This window comes from Fortiea contorta PCC 7126 (assembly GCF_000332295.1).
In the GTDB taxonomy this organism is placed as follows: Bacteria; Cyanobacteriota; Cyanobacteriia; order Cyanobacteriales; family Nostocaceae; genus Fortiea; species Fortiea contorta.
Window position 1 is genome coordinate 2,571,970 of record NZ_KB235930.1, and the last position, 17,088, is coordinate 2,589,057.

Annotated in this window: 14 protein-coding genes and 2 pseudogenes; 11 read left to right on the forward strand and 5 right to left on the reverse strand. The window is 41.4% G+C overall.

Annotated features, from left to right (window positions below; all coding sequences use genetic code 11):
* Nucleotides 1-516: 516 nt before the first annotated feature.
* Nucleotides 517-1,038, forward strand: a complete 522-nt coding sequence (locus MIC7126_RS0111920) for a LabA-like NYN domain-containing protein (protein WP_017653377.1) — start codon at nucleotides 517-519, stop codon at nucleotides 1,036-1,038.
* Between the two features lie 91 nt (nucleotides 1,039-1,129).
* Nucleotides 1,130-2,725, forward strand: a complete 1,596-nt coding sequence (locus tag MIC7126_RS0111925) for a 2-isopropylmalate synthase (protein ID WP_017653378.1) — start codon at nucleotides 1,130-1,132, stop codon at nucleotides 2,723-2,725.
* Nucleotides 2,726-2,973: 248 nt separating this feature from the next.
* Here MIC7126_RS0111925 and MIC7126_RS0111930 read toward each other — a convergent pair whose 3' ends face one another.
* A complete protein-coding gene (locus MIC7126_RS0111930) occupies nucleotides 2,974-4,602 on the reverse strand; it encodes a DGQHR domain-containing protein (protein ID WP_017653379.1) in 1,629 nt (542 codons plus the stop codon).
* Between the two features lie 3 nt (nucleotides 4,603-4,605).
* A complete protein-coding gene (locus tag MIC7126_RS0111935; protein WP_017653380.1) occupies nucleotides 4,606-5,160 on the reverse strand; it encodes a GIY-YIG nuclease family protein in 555 nt (184 codons plus the stop codon).
* Between the two features lie 520 nt (nucleotides 5,161-5,680).
* Here MIC7126_RS0111935 and MIC7126_RS29345 point away from each other — a divergent pair.
* From MIC7126_RS29345 to MIC7126_RS0111960, 3 genes and pseudogenes are all read left to right on the forward strand, one after another.
* Nucleotides 5,681-6,736: pseudogene (locus MIC7126_RS29345) on the forward strand (IS630 family transposase).
* A gap of 503 nt (nucleotides 6,737-7,239) precedes the next feature.
* Nucleotides 7,240-8,694: a RecQ family ATP-dependent DNA helicase gene (locus MIC7126_RS0111955; RefSeq protein WP_017653384.1), complete on the forward strand. Its 1,455-nt coding sequence runs from the start codon at nucleotides 7,240-7,242 to the stop codon at nucleotides 8,692-8,694.
* 81 nt (nucleotides 8,695-8,775) lie between these two features.
* Nucleotides 8,776-9,558, forward strand: coding sequence for a Uma2 family endonuclease (locus MIC7126_RS0111960; RefSeq protein WP_017653385.1), 783 nt, complete (start codon nucleotides 8,776-8,778; stop codon nucleotides 9,556-9,558).
* A 21-nt stretch (nucleotides 9,559-9,579) separates the two neighbouring features.
* On the opposite strand, the gene pheS is transcribed toward MIC7126_RS0111960, so the two are convergent.
* Entirely contained in the window at nucleotides 9,580-10,581 is a 1,002-nt protein-coding gene (gene pheS / locus MIC7126_RS0111965) for a phenylalanine--tRNA ligase subunit alpha (RefSeq protein WP_017653386.1), read from the reverse strand.
* Between the two features lie 255 nt (nucleotides 10,582-10,836).
* Between pheS and surE the strand changes: the two genes are divergently transcribed.
* From surE to MIC7126_RS0111985, 4 genes are all read left to right on the forward strand, one after another.
* Nucleotides 10,837-11,634 (forward strand): 5'/3'-nucleotidase SurE, encoded by a 798-nt coding sequence (gene surE / locus MIC7126_RS0111970; RefSeq protein WP_017653387.1) that lies wholly within the window; start codon nucleotides 10,837-10,839, stop codon nucleotides 11,632-11,634.
* 288 nt (nucleotides 11,635-11,922) lie between these two features.
* On the forward strand, nucleotides 11,923-12,819 hold the full coding sequence (locus MIC7126_RS0111975) for an MBL fold metallo-hydrolase (protein ID WP_026100201.1): 897 nt from the start codon (nucleotides 11,923-11,925) through the stop codon (nucleotides 12,817-12,819).
* Nucleotides 12,820-12,993: 174 nt separating this feature from the next.
* Nucleotides 12,994-14,151 carry a bifunctional riboflavin kinase/FAD synthetase gene (locus MIC7126_RS0111980; RefSeq protein WP_017653389.1) on the forward strand — a complete coding sequence of 386 codons (1,158 nt, stop codon included), beginning with the start codon at nucleotides 12,994-12,996 and terminating at the stop codon, nucleotides 14,149-14,151.
* Nucleotides 14,152-14,238: 87 nt separating this feature from the next.
* Nucleotides 14,239-15,147 (forward strand): AAA family ATPase, encoded by a 909-nt coding sequence (locus tag MIC7126_RS0111985; RefSeq protein WP_017653390.1) that lies wholly within the window; start codon nucleotides 14,239-14,241, stop codon nucleotides 15,145-15,147.
* 152 nt (nucleotides 15,148-15,299) lie between these two features.
* Here MIC7126_RS0111985 and MIC7126_RS31945 read toward each other — a convergent pair.
* Nucleotides 15,300-15,395: pseudogene (locus MIC7126_RS31945) on the reverse strand (IS200/IS605 family transposase); the annotation flags it as partial.
* Nucleotides 15,396-15,683: 288 nt separating this feature from the next.
* Nucleotides 15,684-15,812, reverse strand: coding sequence for a hypothetical protein (locus MIC7126_RS32250; protein ID WP_017653391.1), 129 nt, complete (start codon nucleotides 15,810-15,812; stop codon nucleotides 15,684-15,686).
* A gap of 543 nt (nucleotides 15,813-16,355) precedes the next feature.
* Between MIC7126_RS32250 and MIC7126_RS0111995 the strand changes: the two genes are divergently transcribed.
* Together MIC7126_RS0111995 and MIC7126_RS0112000 are read left to right on the forward strand one after the other, a co-directional pair.
* A complete protein-coding gene (locus MIC7126_RS0111995) occupies nucleotides 16,356-16,562 on the forward strand; it encodes an antitoxin family protein (protein ID WP_017653392.1) in 207 nt (68 codons plus the stop codon).
* Between the two features lie 16 nt (nucleotides 16,563-16,578).
* Nucleotides 16,579-17,013 carry a type II toxin-antitoxin system VapC family toxin gene (locus tag MIC7126_RS0112000; protein ID WP_017653393.1) on the forward strand — a complete coding sequence of 145 codons (435 nt, stop codon included), beginning with the start codon at nucleotides 16,579-16,581 and terminating at the stop codon, nucleotides 17,011-17,013.
* The last annotated feature ends 75 nt before the right edge of the window (nucleotides 17,014-17,088 follow it).

The window sequence follows — 17,088 nt, forward strand, 5'->3', positions numbered from 1 at the left end:
GCTGGTGTGTTAGTCATTTGCAAGCAAAAATGTCTTGAGTTGTTGACTATAAAACTTAATGATGGGCATCAGCCTACATCCTGCCTCAAGACTTATGTTATACCTCTTTAGGAGTAAACTTAACTCTTATACAGCGCCCAATACTGTTAGCCAGTCAATTTTATTGGTAGATTTTGATCGCCGAGTGCATCTAGCACCGTCTGAGATCAATAATTGCCAGTGTTTGACATATTGACGACAGAAGATAAAGGTTTGAAGCCGATCGGAATTGTGGGTGAAATAATTTTTGTTTCCCAATCGAGGTAAAAACCCTACTCCCTTGGTGGATGGCTGATTTCCCCTGTTAACAGTTTCCTTTCATTCTCATATTTCAACTAATTTTATGCTTTGAAAGAGGTAAGATAAAAGCTACACATGCAGAGTAACCTTATAGACTTTAGCAAAATTATCATTTGAGAATTGCTATAATCTATTGTTCAATCTAAATTATTATCTATATATTAGGTGTATTTTTCTATGGGTTCGCCAATGAATCGTCTGTCTATTTTTGTAGACGGAAACAATATGTTCTACGCTCAACAAAAAAATGGCTGGTTTTTTGACCCGCGACGAGTCTTAGAATACTTTAAACACGAGCAATCAGAAACAACATTAATTAATGCATTCTGGTACACTGGGTTAAAAGACCCGCAAGATCAACGAGGTTTTCGAGATGCTCTGATTAGTTTAGGATATACAGTTAGAACTAAAATTCTTAAAGAATATTATGATGATTCATCCGGTCGTTATTCGCAAAAAGCTAACTTAGATATTGAAATTGTTGTAGACATGTTTAATACTGTAGATCAATATGACAGAGTAGTTTTATTTAGCGGTGACGGAGATTTTGAAAGAGCAATAGAACTTTTACGCTCAAAAAATACACATATCACAGTAGTCTCAACAGAAGGTATGATCGCCAGAGAGTTACGTAACGCCACAGATAGATATATAGATTTAAATGATATCAGAGATCAAATAGAAAAATCTGAAGGTTAATATACTTAGCAATTATTTACAAAAGTAAAAGTAAAAACTCAGATTGAAAATATACATATTCCATTAGTAAACACTAAACAACAACCGAAAAATGAACACCAACTCAGAGGGCATCATCATTTTTGATACAACACTGCGTGATGGAGAGCAGTGTCCTGGAGCAACGCTGAATATAGACGAAAAATTAGTAATTGCCAAGCAACTGGCAAAGCTGGGAGTAGATATCATTGAGGCAGGTTTTGCCTTTGCCAGTCCTGGGGATTTTGAGGCTGTGAGTAAGATAGCCCAAGTTGTAGGTACAGAAGATGGGCCGGTAATTTGTAGTTTAGCCAGAGCCATTAAAGCAGATATTGAAGCAGCAGCTGCAGCACTCAAACCAGCAGCCAAAGGTCGAATTCATACATTTATTTCCACGTCTGATATACATTTAGAATATCAATTGCGGAAGTCGCGGGCAGAAGTATTAGCGATCGCCGAAGAAATGGTAGCATACGCCAAGTCTTTCATGGCAGATGTGGAATTTTCGCCGATGGATGCGGTGCGTTCCGATCCAGAATTTCTTTACCAAGTGTTAGAGCAAGCGATCGCCGCCGGCGCAACAACAGTTAATATTCCCGACACAGTGGGATACACAACACCAAGCGAATTTGGAGCAATGATTAAGGGAATCAAAGAAAACGTTCCCAACATTGACCAAGCAATTATTTCTGTACACGGACACAACGATTTAGGATTAGCAGTTGCCAACTTCTTAGAAGCAGTGAAAAATGGAGCAAGGCAACTAGAATGTACGATCAATGGTATTGGTGAACGAGCAGGAAACGCATCATTAGAAGAATTAGTGATGGCGTTACATGTCCGGCGACAATATTTTAATCCTTTTGTAGGTAGACCAGTAGATTCAGAAGCGCCGCTGACAAATATCGACACTCGCCAAATCTATAAAACCTCACGGTTAGTTTCCAATTTGACAGGAATGTTAGTGCAACCAAATAAAGCGATTGTCGGTGCAAATGCATTCGCCCATGAATCAGGAATTCACCAAGATGGGGTATTAAAAAATAAACTCACCTACGAAATCATGGATGCTCAATTGATTGGCTTAACAGACAATCAAATAGTATTGGGTAAACATTCAGGAAGAAATGCTTTCCGCACTCGCTTGAAAGAATTAGGTTTTGAACTGTCAGATACCGAATTAAATAAAGCCTTCGTCAGATTCAAAGAAGTAGCCGACAAAAAGAAAGAAATTTCTGATTGGGATTTAGAAGCGATTGTTAATGACGAAATTCAACAAGCACCCGATTTATTCCGCGTAGAATTGGTGCAAGTTTCTTGTGGTAGTAACGCCAAACCCACCGCTACCGTCACCCTCCGCACCCCAGACGGTGAAGAACTCACAGATGCAGCAATTGGAACTGGGCCAGTAGATGCTGTATATAAAGCTATCAATCGTGTGGTGAATGTACCTAATCAATTGATTGAGTTTTCAGTGCAATCAGTCACCGCAGGTATCGACGCTATTGGTGAAGTTACTATCCGGTTAAAATACGAATCTAAAGTATATTCGGGACACGCAGCAAACACAGATATCATCGTTGCTTCTGCCCAAGCTTACGTGAATGCATTGAATAGGCTGTATGCATCCTTGAAACCACAACTTAAGGCTGAGGAAGTGACTGCATAAAGCTTGACCATAACCCCTCTTTGCAAGCAAGTAGGGGTTATACTAATTCAAGTAAGGATTTTTCCCCCTACTTATGGGATGAAGCACTGGTTAGTGAATAATAATTCTCGATTGAAACCATCTGTGGATTGGTGCAATCGCTTATTTAAGATGCAGGGAAGCAGTTTCAAATGAAGATGAGAAAGGTGAGCTTTTGAAGTAATGGCCTGGGTTTGTAATTAAGGCACTTTTCTGCTCAGATTAACAGCTTAGTCTTTTTCTTCCTCAGTTTCTTTATAAATATCCTCATCATATTCAATTTCACCAGATTCCTCTTCATCCTCCTCATAAGAATCAAGCAAATCTCGAACTTTAGAAAAAGAGTCATCTGATTCAGAAGATTCTTTTATATGCTCATCAATCAATTCAACTTCAGGTAATATTACATGAAACTGTTTTCTCCAATTTGAAATCAAAGTTTCATTCCAGTCAACCTCATTACTGACCTCTTCTTTAGTCCGTTTGATCAAATCCCTCACACCCTCAGAGGACTCAAACAATATCATTCTGATAAGCTCTATACATTTATCATTTCCAGTTCCTTTAGTTATCATGTTTAGTTTGGCATTTGGCTGCACTAAAACATAAGACCAGTGAGATTTATTACGTTTGAAAAAGTCAGCTTCATCCATTTTAGTAATACTAAGCGAGATAGCATCAAGAATCGCCGGAATACGGTATTCGGCTCTTATCCTGAGCAAGAACATTGAAACAGCGGAAAAAAGTATTTTTTGTCCAAAAATAGTATACAAAATACTCGATTCTCGTAATTTTTTTATACTTGCTTTTTGACTTGTATTTAATTGAGGTTGCTCCGGTTGAATAGGAATATTTATACCTACATGGTTAATTTGTGCTGCCCAATCCTTGAATGGCTGAAGTTCAGTGAAAAACCACTTAAGCAATGCTTTTGTGCCTATTTTAGGAAGTTTAGGATGAGACTCATAATAATCATCCAAAGCTTTATTACGCTCAGTTGGTGAATTAAATGATTTCTTTAAAGCTTCCTTCTGATAATCTTTCAATAACTCAATAGTGCATTGGCTAATCAAATCTAAAGTCGTTAAGTAAGGTTCTGATTGGGTCAAGCTGGGTGATGTGGAAGACCATCTAATGAATCTCTCTTCAAGTACTCTTTCTTCTAAAAGCTTTCTAGGAATCAATGCTGATATTTTACTGTCATCGAGCAATAGTTGAGTTTGTTTATCGATTGATTTCGCAGTCTTGTTTATAACTGTAAAGATATTGCGAGTTGATTTGATTATCTCATCTCTTACAGTTTCGCTTAAGTCTGCATGACCAACCCTACCAAGATTGCCAAATACTAAATAAACCACTGGGATGTCAAAGGTTTCTGAGCAACTGAAATTGTCCTTGGTTTGTTGAGGACTTAAAGGCTCTTTTCCAGTATGGGCGTTCCAATATCTCTTTAGTGAAAGAAGTCTATGTTGACCATCAATCACAATTCTAGCTACGTTCTTATACAGCTTTAAATTAACCCATTTTTCGACAGGTTTTCCCTGACTCCTAACTTCAGAGAAGTCCCAAAATTCTCTTTGGTCATTCGAGTTGGGTAAAAGTACGATTACAATTGAATTAAAAAAGCGAATTCCACCCTGCGCTAGGTAAGAAAATATTTCTGTATTTGCTCTGTTTACATCTAGTTTTCTCTGAACTCGTTCAGAGAAGCTCCAACTATTTTGAATATCATCAGCAAATTGAACATTTTCAACTGCATCACTTTGATCAAGAGTTGTTATGAAGTACCTAACGTCACCAAATTTACCACTGATTGCCTTGTATTCAATTGTCTCTGGAGACTGATCATCTAATTCCATTTTTTAACTCCTCTGTGTATTAAATTTAGGTTGACATAGTTGAATTAATAGGCTTTCCAACTCTCTAGAAATATTTTTGGGACAAGGTAAACAAACGAATAAAAATTCATCATTGGGTCTGAAGTTGCCGTATTTTGAGAAAAAACCATCTTCTCGCTCTAAATGCTGAATAAATCTATCTCTTAAGTTGTTTGCAGTGCCAATATAATCTGGGCGTTGGAGAATACTACATGAGATTAGGAGATTTTTTAAAATTCTTCGTTCTTTAGGCTGAGAAACAGCTTTAATAAATTGCTCCATTTTTGGAGATAAACCAACCGACTCTCCGCAAGTATCGACAATAAACTTACTTTTATTATCTTCCTCAGAAAACTTTGTTTTAAAGACTGTATTTTTTATGCGCGTATCTATATATTCAGATAAGTTATTTTCTGAAAAATCAAATGCATGATATAAAGCATAAATACCTGACGTTTCAGGAAGATAATCTGCTGCGGATATAGTTGCTGTTACTACAGTAAAGTTCTTAAAAAAGTCGTCGTGAACTGTTTCTTCCATAGATATAAATTACAAAAAATGTAGAGCATCAAGCTCGATATCATCGTTTTCTAAATCATCTATTCTATATAGATTAAAAATTATAGCTATTAACAAAAATATAACCATTATGCAGACAAACTTAGCCTTAACATAGTCAGACTTATGTTATGCACTATTTGCTTGAGTACAATTTCCCTTTTTATCAATCTGCCCCTCATTCCTATATCTCTTACAAGGATGCTTTACCAAGAAACTACTAACTAATTTATACCACGGATTTAAAAATTACAGTCTGTAAAAATTACCGCAAAACTAAGCAATCCACGACTTGAGATGATTACTTGCGATGTCTCTTGACTCACGGCTATGCGTCTACGCGCTCTCATAGCCCCAAACCCTCGTACCACTGACTTTTTTTACATCACCATCAATAATCATTAGTTTGGCTTGCTCTTCATTTAAGTAGGTGGGTATGAAAAAACCAAAGTATGTAAAGATAAATAAATACGGAGAATGTATCTACCGAGGTGACTGAGATATGGGCGCTCGTTTAAGGGTATTCCTAACTCGTGAGCAAGACAAAACTCTATTAAACCTCAGAACAATGGATGTGCCACAAAAGGTAAAAGACAGAGCAGAGATAATCAGGTTAAATGCACATGGCTGGTACGTTGACAAAATAGCTGCCCATTTTAACTGGACTCCACAGACAGTGAGGGAAGTTTTACATAAATGGGAAAAGCAAGGTTTAAAAGGGCTTTGGGAACTAGCAGGTCGAGGGGGAAAGGCAAAGTGGAAAGAAGAGGACATAGTATTTTTGGAAGAATGCCTTGAAAAAGAACCACGCACTTACAACAGTTCTCAATTAGCTAGAAAGTTAGAAAGCGATCGCTCAATCAAACTGAGTCCTGACAGATTAAGACGGGTACTCAAAAAAAGGGGATCAATTGGAAGCGAACTTTGAATTTGCCACAAAGGAAAACAAGACCCCATAGCACGAGCTAAGAAGCAAGCTGACCTAGATATGCTGGAATTGTCTGCTGGTGCCGGAGAAATAGACCTAAAGTATCTAGATGAATCAGGGTTTTGTCTGTGGAGCGAACCTGGTTACACTTATTATTTCAAAGGTGAGCAAAAACGCTTAGAACAAAAAAAGCGTCGTGGTCGCAGATTAAGCATAATTGGGTTTCTCCAACCTTTAATCAGTTTTATTTACGGTCTGGTTACTGGGGGTGTTAGTCGTAAATCTTACATCGAGATGATGGAACGCGAAGCCCTTGATGCCCAGAAGGTTGGTCGCATGAGAGTAATAGTACAGGACAACGGTCCAATACATCGATGTCGGGAAGTTCAGCAGTTATGGTCAAAGTGGGAACACATGGGTTTGTACATCTTTTTTTTGCCCGCCTACTGCTCGGAGATGAACCCAATTGAATTGGAGTGGCAGCACCTTAAAAAAGACGAACTATGTGGGCAAATATTTGATGATGAGTTAGATCTCGCTTACGCCGTGATTGATGGCGTTAAAGTTAGAGGAGAAAAGGGCAACTACAGTACAGAACGTATTAAATTTGACTCTAATATCTCTGGTTAAGTTTTCGTTACATAGTTATAAATTTTCCTGCCCACCTACTTATAGCAATTCCAGAAAAAAATGAAATACATGCAATTGTTGGGTAGAATGTCGTGAAACCCAACAATTGCAAGACCTTGATGTGTTGGGTTTCGTTCCTCAAACGCCAGTTGCTTTAAGTCGAGAAACCCGTCCAACGCACTGGCTCCCCAACCTACATCCGTATCATATTTTTTGTGAAGTGGCATTAAGGCTATACCCACCAACTTTCAAAAAATGACTATTAAGCTTGGTTGCATCTTCTCAAAACAGAGAATAGAGGTTCTACTTAATCTTTATTGTTCCCCGTTTATCAAGTAAAAACGTCAACAAAATACAGAAATTATAAAATATATATTTGTAATTTCGAGTGAGAATCTAGCTTTTAAATCAGGATTTTGTACAAAAAAAACTGATGATACTACTGAACTAAATAATCAATAAAAAGGGTTATATTCAAAGTTATTTATTACAAATAACTACTGATGAATTACCGAGAAACAACATCTTTGAATACAGCCCGCACAGCATTTCAAAAAATCTGGGGTTACGCAGATTTTCGCCCACCACAGGGAGAAATTATCAGCAGTTTATTAGAGCAAAAAGATGCATTAATTATTATGCCTACAGGCGGGGGAAAGTCTATATGTTTTCAAATTCCCGCACTGCTACAAACAGGATTAACCCTAGTGATTTCGCCCTTGGTAGCGTTGATGGAAAACCAAGTGCAAGAACTACGTCAGCGCCACTTAAGTGCTGCACTTTTGCATAGTGAATTATCTCCATTTCAACGCCGCATTACATTGCAAGCATTGGAAAAACAGCAGTTAAGATTGCTGTATCTATCACCAGAAACGTTATTAAGTGCGCCAGTTTGGGAAAAACTATCTCAACCTCAGTTACAAATTAACGCTCTGATTTTAGATGAAGCCCATTGTTTAGTGCAGTGGGGTGAGACATTTCGCCCAGTTTATCGCAGATTAGGAGCAGTCAGACCTGCATTGTTGCAGTCAAAACCACCGGGAACCAAAATTAGTATAGCTGCCTTTACTGCAACAGCCGACCCATCAGCCCAGAAAATTATTTCCACAGTTTTGCAATTACAGCAACCGCAGATTTTTCGCCTCAATCCTTATCGTCCTAATTTGCATCCCAGTGTCCGCATTGCTTGGACACCGAGGGGAAGGAAACAAATATTATTAAAGTTTATTCAAAATAGACCACAGCAAGCGGGATTAATTTATGTTCGCACTAGGCGAGATAGTGAAAATTTAGCTGCGTGGTTAGCCGAGATGGGTTTTGCGACAGCGAGTTATCATGCGGGTTTGGGCGCTGGAGAACGTCGGAGGGTGGAAGCTAGCTGGTTGGGTGGTGAAATCCCCTTTGTTGTCTGTACCTGCGCCTTTGGGATGGGGATTAATAAACCAGATGTGCGTTGGGTGCTTCACTTTCACGCACCGCATCTGTTGTCTGAATATGTGCAAGAAATTGGTAGAGCGGGGAGGGATGGAAAACCAGCCGAGGCGCTGACATTGGTGAGTGAACCTACAGGGTGGTTAGATCCAGAGGATAAACAAAGACAGCAATTTTTTCAAGACCAAATGTACAGCCAACAACAAATAGCACAGCAACTGGTGAAAAAACTACCAAAACAGGGAGAAGTAACCGCAATCATCAAACAATTTCCTGATGCAGCGATCGCACTTTCTCTACTCCACAGCAATGGTCAGTTAAAATGGCTTGACCCCTTCCATTATCTTATTCAAGAGAGGGGAAAAAATCAGCCATCAACACAGTTAAATGCTACTCAACAAATGAGTCAATATCTCAATACTAAAAAGTGTCGCTGGCAGTTTTTATTAACAGCTTTTGGTTTCGACAAAGAAGCTGCTAATTGGCATTGCGGACATTGTGATAATTGCCGCAGAATTAAAGGATGAATTATGAAGAAGGTAGGTCTAATCTCTTCAAAATCAGAGATACTAGAAAAAATGGTTAAATGCTCACAAGGGGTCTTTATGATGTCACCAGAAACCACAGCAGCAACCAACCCCAGACAAGAAGTAGTGGATTGGGAAAACCCACCCCAGCCACCTACTGATTTGATTTTTGACGACGGAGAACCATTGGAAAGCAACCGCCACCGCATCGCCATGAATGCTCTAATTCGGTCACTACAACAAGTTTGGGCTGACCGTAATGATTACTTTACTGGGGGTAATATGTTTGTATATTACAGTAGTGCCCAGGTAAAAAATAAGGATTTTAGAGGCCCAGATTTCTTTGTGGTCTTGGATGTTGACGGTAGTTATTCACGTCAAGGTTGGGTTGTGTGGGATGAACACGGGCGTTATCCTGATGTGATCGTCGAATTGTTATCAGAAAGTACCCAAGAAGTAGATAAAGGTACAAAAAAGGATTTATACGAAAGAGTTTTTCACACTCGAAATTATTTTATTTTTGACCCCTTCGATGCCGACTCACTCCAAGGCTGGTACTTAGATGCTTCTCAGAAGTACCAACCCCTGGAATTAGATAGTCGTGGTTGGTTGTGGTGTCAGTCTTTAGGTTTTTATTTAGGAACTTGGGAAGGTGACATCGACCGGGAAACGGCGGTGTGGCTGAGATTTTACGATGCTTCCGGAAATTTAGTGTTACTACCTGAGGAAAAGACAGCACAGGATGCTGAACAAGAACGCCAACGCGCTGAACAAGAACGTCAACGTGCTGAACAAGAACGCCAACGCGCTGAACGTCTTGCAGCTAGGTTACGAGAATTAGGAGAAGACCCGGATATGTTGTAAATACCGGGTTGACAAATATCCCTAAAACTGCTGTAAAAACCTTAAATCACTAGCATATAAACGACGAATATCGTCGATTTGGTGTAGTACCATAGCAAAGCGTTCTACACCAAACCCTGCGGCAAATCCGGTATACACTTCTGGGTCATAGCCTACAGCTTTGAGTACATTGGGATCAACCATACCGCAACCCATTACCTCCAACCAGCGCCCATTCCACTGCAAATCCACCTCAGCCGAGGGTTCCGTGAATGGGAAATAGCTAGCGCGGAAGCGAATCGGTAAATCACCAAAAAAATCTTGCAAAAATACCTTAATTGTGCCTTTGAGGTCTGTAAAAGTCAGTCCCTCATCAATAGCCAACAATTCTATTTGATGGAAAACTGCTGAGTGAGTGGCGTCTACATTATCTCGCCGATAAACTCGCCCTGGAGCCACAACCCGGATGGGAGGTTCTTCTTTTTCCATATAACGAATTTGGACTGAGGAGGTGTGAGTCCGCAGCAAATTTCCGTCGGGGAGGTAGAAAGTATCCTGCATATCACGGGCGGGATGGTCGGGCGGAGTGTTCAGAGCCTCGAAATTGTAGTAATCTGTTTCCATCTCTAGCCCTTGGGCTACGGTGTAACCCATACCAACGAATATATCTAGCGCCCGGTCGATAATACCATTGAGAGGATGAATTTTACCTTGGGGGCGATAAATTCCCGGCATGGTGACATCGAGAGTTTCCGCCTCTAGCTGGAGATGAATTTGGGCTGCTTCGAGAGCTGTGCGCTGCTGATCTAGACTAGTTTGCAGAGATTCCTTGACAGTATTGGCGATCGCCCCAATTATCGGTCGTTCCTCTGCACTCATCTGTCCCATACTCCGCAGCAGCGCCCCCAGTTGTCCTTTTTTACCCAGATAGCTAACTCTGAGTTCTTCTAGACGTTCTAGGGTGTCAGCGGCGGCGATCGCTTGTTCTCCTTCTTGTCGCAGTGCTAAAAGTTGCGCCTCTAAATTGCTGGGCTGATTCGTCATGCTAAAAGATTGTTGAGATATTTGTCATTTGTCATTTGTTATTTGTCAAAAGTCCCCAGAGTGGGAATTTTGACAAACAACTTTACCGATACGGCATTGCTCAATTCAAGGCAAGAGTAAAAACCACACCTCTGATTATTAGTTTAGAGGCGATCGGGTGAGTAGAGTATTTTTTGTTGATTACTTGTGATAACAGACGTTGACAATTGACTCATAACTGATGACTAATGACTAATGACCAATGACTCTTGAGCCATGAAATTACTGATTAGCAACGATGATGGCATTTATGCTTTGGGTATCCGCACCCTCGCCAACTGTTTGGCAGAAGCAGGACACAATATAACTGTAGTTTGTCCTGATCGAGAGCGATCGGCAACTGGGCACGGATTAACTTTACATCAACCGATTCGCGCCGAAATTGTTGAGTCAATTTTTCATCCCGCAGTCAAAGCTTGGGCTTGTGATGGTACTCCTTCAGACTGTGTGAAGTTAGCATTGTGGGCTTTGCTGGAATCTCCGCCCGACTTGGTGCTTTCTGGGATTAATCAGGGCGCAAATTTAGGAACTGAGATCCTTTATTCTGGAACTGTTTCGGCAGCTATGGAAGGGCTAATTGAGGGAATTCCTAGCATCGCCTTTAGTCTTGCGAGTCACGTATCGAGAGACTTTCAGCCAGGAGCAAACTTTGCCAAAATCCTTGTAGAACAACTAACAGCACGACCTCTACCAGAATTAATGCTGTTGAATGTTAACATTCCCCCAGTCACAGAGGATGAAATCGCTGGCGTCACCATCACGCGACAAGGAGTGCGGCGCTACGTTGATGTGTTTGACCGTCGCATCGATCCTCGTGGTAAAACTTACTACTGGTTAACTGGGGAAGTGATTGAGGATATAGAACCGCCTCTAGGGTTAAATTTGCCGCAAAATATACCAATAGATGTGCATGTGATCCAGAAAAATTTTATTAGCATCACACCACTGCAATACAATCTTACCTATGCCAGCGGATTACAAAAATTGTCTAATTGGGAATTTCCTTTCCCATGAATCTTTTGATATCTAGTCAGCGTCATGAGGTAATTGAATGCATTGGCGAAAATTTTAGGCTATAAAGTAGAAGCGCTTTTGATCTTGACGATCGCCTAAGCCCAAACAATTAAGGTTTTGTGCCTAATAATACCTCACACCCATATAGAAAACTAGCCCTCAACAGGGTATGCTGTTTTACCAAGTAATTCCCTTCTTTTGCTACTAAATACGATTAGACAGCATACACTGAACAAAATAAGTAACATTTTTTGATTTATCGCCCGCTCAGTCCAGTAAGCAACACCCATGTCAAGGATAGAGAACCAATTCACAGTGCAATTTTGGGGCGTTCGTGGTAGCATCCCCAGTCCAGGGCCACACACCGTCCGTTATGGCGGGAACACCCCTTGCGTTGAGATGCAAGTGGGCGGTAAACGCTTAATTTTCGATGGTGGCACAGGATTACATGTTTTGGGGCAATCTTTATTGCGCCAAATGCCAACAGAAGCCCATCTGTTTTTCACCCACTCTCACTGGGATCATATGCAAGGATTTCCCTTCTTTAGTCCAGGATTTATCAAGGGAAATAATTTTTGGATCTACGGTGCGATCGCTCCTGATGGTTCCACAATTGAGCAACGTCTCAACGACCAAATGCTCCACCCTAATTTTCCTGTTCCCTTGCAAATTATGCAGGCTAATTTGAGTTTTTGTGACATATCACCAGGGCAACCCATACGTATCAACGATATTACCGTAGAAACAGCACCCCTGAATCATCCAGGTGAAGCGGTGGGCTACCGAGTTAATTGGCGTGGTGGCGCTGCTGCTTACATCACTGATACAGAGCATTTTCCTGACAGGTTAGATGAAAATACCTTGCGGTTGGCTCGCAATGCCGATATTTTAATCTACGATTCCACCTACACAAATGAGGAATATCATTCGCCATCAATGCCAAAAATTGGCTGGGGACATTCTACTTGGCAAGAAGCGGTTAAGCTAGCCCAAGCCGCTAATGTCAAAACTTTGGTAATTTTTCACCACGACCCCGCTCACAATGATGACTTTTTGGATCGTGTGGGTGAACAAGCGGTAGCTAAATTTCCTGGTGCAATTATGGCACGAGAAGGAATGATGCTTCAGGTGAGTGTTTCTGTACCGTTATCAGAATCTATTCCCATTAGCAAATATTCTGCTTGAAACAGACAACCAAAGGGATTCTCAATTTTAGATTAGATTGGTGATCGGAAGCTCTCAGCACGAGATATCTCTTGGGCGACACCGCCAAAACTCCAGAAGTAGGATCTTCTCAACGGTATCTCACCGGGTAGCTTGTGCTTGATAGTAAAATAAACCTAAAATCCCAGAATCCACGTGTTAAATTTGTCTCAAAATGGGTGTTCTTTGTGGGTTGCTTCTTCGACAGAATTAGCTCTGACACCAACTGCTGTTGCTCTTGGTAAATTTGATGGTGTGCATCTTGGTCATCAAAGGGTAATTCAACCAGTTTTGCAGCCAGCAAGAAGAGATAAGGCGATGGAGAATGAATACCCGCCACTCCGTGCAGATCAAGGGAAATGGGAAGATGGGGAAAATGTAGTCCCAGGCTTACCCGATCGCTCCACGTCATCGTCCCCAGTAGATAATTTACCTGCACAAGAACGAATATACTCAACAGTTGTCACTTTTCATCCCCATCCCCAGGAGTTTTTTTCGGGACAACCCCGGTGTTTATTAACTCCATTAGATGAAAAAGTTGCACAATTGCGATCGCTAGGGATAGAACAGCTAGTATTGTTGCCTTTCGATAAGGAATTATCGGCTTTGTCTCCGGAAGAGTTCGTGGAAAAGATTCTTGTGCAACAATTGCAATGTCAGCAAATTAGTGTGGGACAAGATTTCTGTTTTGGTAAACAGCGCACTGGTACTGCTGAAGGTTTGCAAAAGCTCGCTGCAAAATATCATATCCCTGTCACCATAGTTCCCTTGCGAACTTATGTAGGCAGTAATAATTTACCAGAAGAGGACAGTTGCGATCGCGTTAGCACTGATCAAGAACCTACCATTAGCACTTCCCTGATCCGCCACACCCTGGAAACCGGCGACATCAAAAGTGCCAATCTCCTCTTGGGCCGTCCGTACACCCTTTATGGTATCGTTATTCCCGGTCAGCAAAGGGGTAGAACCATCGGTTTTCCCACCGCTAACCTGCAATTACCCAAAGATAAGTTTTTGCCCCGTCTAGGTGTTTATGCTGTCCGCGTTTTTATTCTCAGTGATACAGGAGAGCAAAGTGTAGATACTGTGTGTTTGGGAGCAATGAATATCGGCAATCGCCCTACAGTACAAGGTACAGAAACAACAGTAGAGGTACACTTGTTTGATTGGTCTGGTGATTTATATAACCGGAAGCTAGCAGTACAACTAGTAGAATTTTTGCGTCCCGAACAAAAATTTCCTGATTTAGCAGCACTGAAAACCCAAATTCAACTCGACTGTGCGATCGCTAGGGAAGTTTTGAGTACTCAGTGATCAGTGTACAGCATGGAGTGGGAATACTGGCTATGGGAAATGGGGAATGACCCGTATCCCATACCCTATTCCCTATTCCCTAAATCAATGAGAACCAAAATTGACGCTTTAACTGAAAATCTGGCTCAGACTATTGTGGGCAAAATTGAAGCTATACGCTTGGTGCTAGTAGCGCTATTAGGTGGGGGTCATGCGCTACTTGAAGATGTCCCTGGTGTCGGTAAAACTCTCCTGGCTAAATCTCTGGCGCGATCGCTTGATGGCAAATTTCAAAGGTTACAATGTACTCCCGACTTATTACCGACAGACATCACTGGTACAAATATCTGGAACCCCAAAAACGGCGAATTTAGCTTTCTTCCTGGGCCAATCTTTACCAATGTCTTACTAGCTGATGAAATCAACCGGGCGACACCGCGCACTCAATCGGCTTTGTTGGAAGTGATGGAAGAACATCAGGTAACGGTGGATGGTGTTTCTCGCCCGGTTCCTACACCTTTCTTTGTGATTGCAACTCAAAATCCAGTAGAGTATCAAGGTACTTTTCCCCTTCCAGAAGCGCAGATGGATCGATTCATGTTGTCGCTGAGTTTGGGCTATCCTTCAGAATCGGAAGAACTGCAAATGCTGCTAACTCAATCCACAGGAGTGAAGATTGATCAGTTACAACCTTGTGTGACTTTGGCTGAAGTAACTCAATTGCGTCAACTCTGTGCTCAGGTAAGAGTAGAAACCTCTCTACAACAATACATGCTGGAATTAGTCCGGGCAACAAGACAAGATGAGGAAATTTCTTTGGGCGTTAGTCCTCGCGGTACTTTGGCATTACAACGAGCTACCCAAGCTTTAGCCTTTATTTTAGGGCGGGATTATGCGATTCCTGATGACGTCAAATTCCTTGTCCCCCACGTCCTTTGTCATCGTCTGATTCCTAGAAGTGGACGCACCGCTAGAAGTGTAGTTGAGCGGTTATTGCGATCAATTGCGATTCCCTAATTAAGTAGTTGGATGCATTTGACAAATAGTATGTTATCTTTGACCCGTCTTTGATCCGCACCCTACCTTTGTTACTTTTGTTGAGAGGTAGGGTCTTTTTATTGAGGAAGAGCCAATTCGTCAAGACAACGCTGGCGCTATTCCCGCCAGTAGCCCCATTTCTGGGATATGTGGTTAACTAATTCACCTAATCGAATTAACATTGCAGGTGTGATTACTTTTCTCTGGTATTTTGTGGTTAAAACCAAATGTGCTTTTAAATACGTTCATATTTAAACTCCTTTATCGGTACAATACCAGAGAAAAAAGTTTCATGCTGCTAGGCTGTGATCTATATTCTGCTCTGGCATTTTCTCAAAATGTCTACGACGATACCGAAGAATAACTACTGAAGGAAGTTTTGTATCTACTGGTTCATAGACTTCGTAATGACTAAAATCCCAAATATGTTTTTCTTGCCCTTCGCGCCCTACAGTGTAGGTAGTTGCAAGTTCATAATGAGCAATGTGTCTTTCAGTTTTCAAAAACTTATCTACTTATTCTTTGGCAGTTAGTGGACTAATTAAAATAACTCCGCTACGCAAATTAGCTTGAGAGTCAGTATCAAAACATGGCATTTCTACAAAATGCGTGCCGGGGTTTTGCAAGAGTTGTTGTTCACTCATTTTATGTTTCTCCTTGTTTACCTACACATTCAAAAGTCCCGTTCGTTTTTTTGCGAATGTAAGCAAATTCAAGTCCATGTAGACTTATATTAATCCCCTTACCCTGCCTTCAGTTTCACTAAAAGAGCGATCGCATTTACAGAAAGTCGGCTTGTAGCCCACTCCAACGAGAGGGGTGGGAAGAACCTTTGACAGATGGATAACACTCTGAGTAGCGGTGTGCGGTGAAAGTCGCAAGCACGGTGCCGAATGGGAGGGGTGATGCAGTAATCATACGTGTCAATTTAAGCTAAAACCTTTGTCCCCTAGGCGTTTTACCCCACCCCTTAATCCCCTCCCCTTGCCAAGGGGAGGGGTGGTTTTGCGCCAGCAAAGCCGGGGTGGGGTAACGCGGATTGTCATGGTAAGTGAGTGAATCTAAAATCGAGTTCTGACAAGGGTTTCACGTTAAGTTGACACCAATGTGCAGTAATGCACACCTCTACCCTACCCTGATAGTACTGGGCACACTTTAGGATAGTATTGAGAGCGTTTCTGGAAAAAATGAGCGAAAAAATAGCAGCAGTATTTGATGGGAAAGTGTTCTATCCTACAGAACCCATCGCCCTACCAGCACTCACCCGTGTGCGAATCACTGTAGAAATCTTGCCACCTGAGGAACAGGAAAGTGTATCGTTTTTAATGGCGGCGCGATCGCTCAAACTGCAGGGTTCTCCTAATTGGGCTGCCAATATAGACAAATATTCGTGAAGTCTGGATATTCTGCATGAAGTCTGAGGTCTTTCTTGATACATCTTTTGCTATTGCCTTGTCAGCACCGTATGATGACTTGCATAAGCGAGCTGCTCAATGGGCTGGACTGATGGAAACCGCAGGAACACGCTTGGTGACGACACAAGCAGTGATGTTAGAAATTGGTAATGCTTTGTCTAAACAACCCCACCGCCAGGGAGCAGTAATCTTATTAAATGCCCTAACTGCAGACTCGAAAGTAGAAATTGTGCCTTTATCACAGCAACTGTATGACAGGGCTTTTCAGCTCTATTGTGAAAGGCTAGAGAAGGAATGGAGCCTCAAAGATTGTGTATCTTTTATTGTTATGCAATATAGTGGAATTACTGAAGCTTTGACGGCTAATGAGCATTTTCAGCAAGCAGGATTTCGCGCCTTGCTGCGAGAGGACACACCTAACAGTAATTAACAGTTGATGAGTGTAGCTATTTTGGCAGATGTTCAAGGTGAACACAAATGCTCATGACAATTTCGATACAAATTT

Bases quoted from the DNA above. Each gene is read 5' to 3' on its own strand.
- MIC7126_RS0111920 (WP_017653377.1), top strand. From the start codon at position 517: ATGGGTTCGCCAATGAATCGTCTGTCTATTTTTGTAGACGGAAACAAT.
- MIC7126_RS0111925 (WP_017653378.1), top strand. From the start codon at position 1,130: ATGAACACCAACTCAGAGGGCATCATCATTTTTGATACAACACTGCGT.
- MIC7126_RS0111930 (WP_017653379.1), bottom strand. From the start codon at position 4,602: ATGGAATTAGATGATCAGTCTCCAGAGACAATTGAATACAAGGCAATC.
- MIC7126_RS0111935 (WP_017653380.1), bottom strand. From the start codon at position 5,160: ATGGAAGAAACAGTTCACGACGACTTTTTTAAGAACTTTACTGTAGTA.
- MIC7126_RS0111955 (WP_017653384.1), top strand. From the start codon at position 7,240: ATGAATTACCGAGAAACAACATCTTTGAATACAGCCCGCACAGCATTT.
- MIC7126_RS0111960 (WP_017653385.1), top strand. From the start codon at position 8,776: ATGTCACCAGAAACCACAGCAGCAACCAACCCCAGACAAGAAGTAGTG.
- pheS (WP_017653386.1), bottom strand. From the start codon at position 10,581: ATGACGAATCAGCCCAGCAATTTAGAGGCGCAACTTTTAGCACTGCGA.
- surE (WP_017653387.1), top strand. From the start codon at position 10,837: ATGAAATTACTGATTAGCAACGATGATGGCATTTATGCTTTGGGTATC.
- MIC7126_RS0111975 (WP_026100201.1), top strand. From the start codon at position 11,923: ATGTCAAGGATAGAGAACCAATTCACAGTGCAATTTTGGGGCGTTCGT.
- MIC7126_RS0111985 (WP_017653390.1), top strand. From the start codon at position 14,239: ATGAGAACCAAAATTGACGCTTTAACTGAAAATCTGGCTCAGACTATT.
- MIC7126_RS32250 (WP_017653391.1), bottom strand. From the start codon at position 15,812: ATGAGTGAACAACAACTCTTGCAAAACCCCGGCACGCATTTTGTAGAA.
- MIC7126_RS0111995 (WP_017653392.1), top strand. From the start codon at position 16,356: ATGAGCGAAAAAATAGCAGCAGTATTTGATGGGAAAGTGTTCTATCCT.
- MIC7126_RS0112000 (WP_017653393.1), top strand. From the start codon at position 16,579: ATGAAGTCTGAGGTCTTTCTTGATACATCTTTTGCTATTGCCTTGTCA.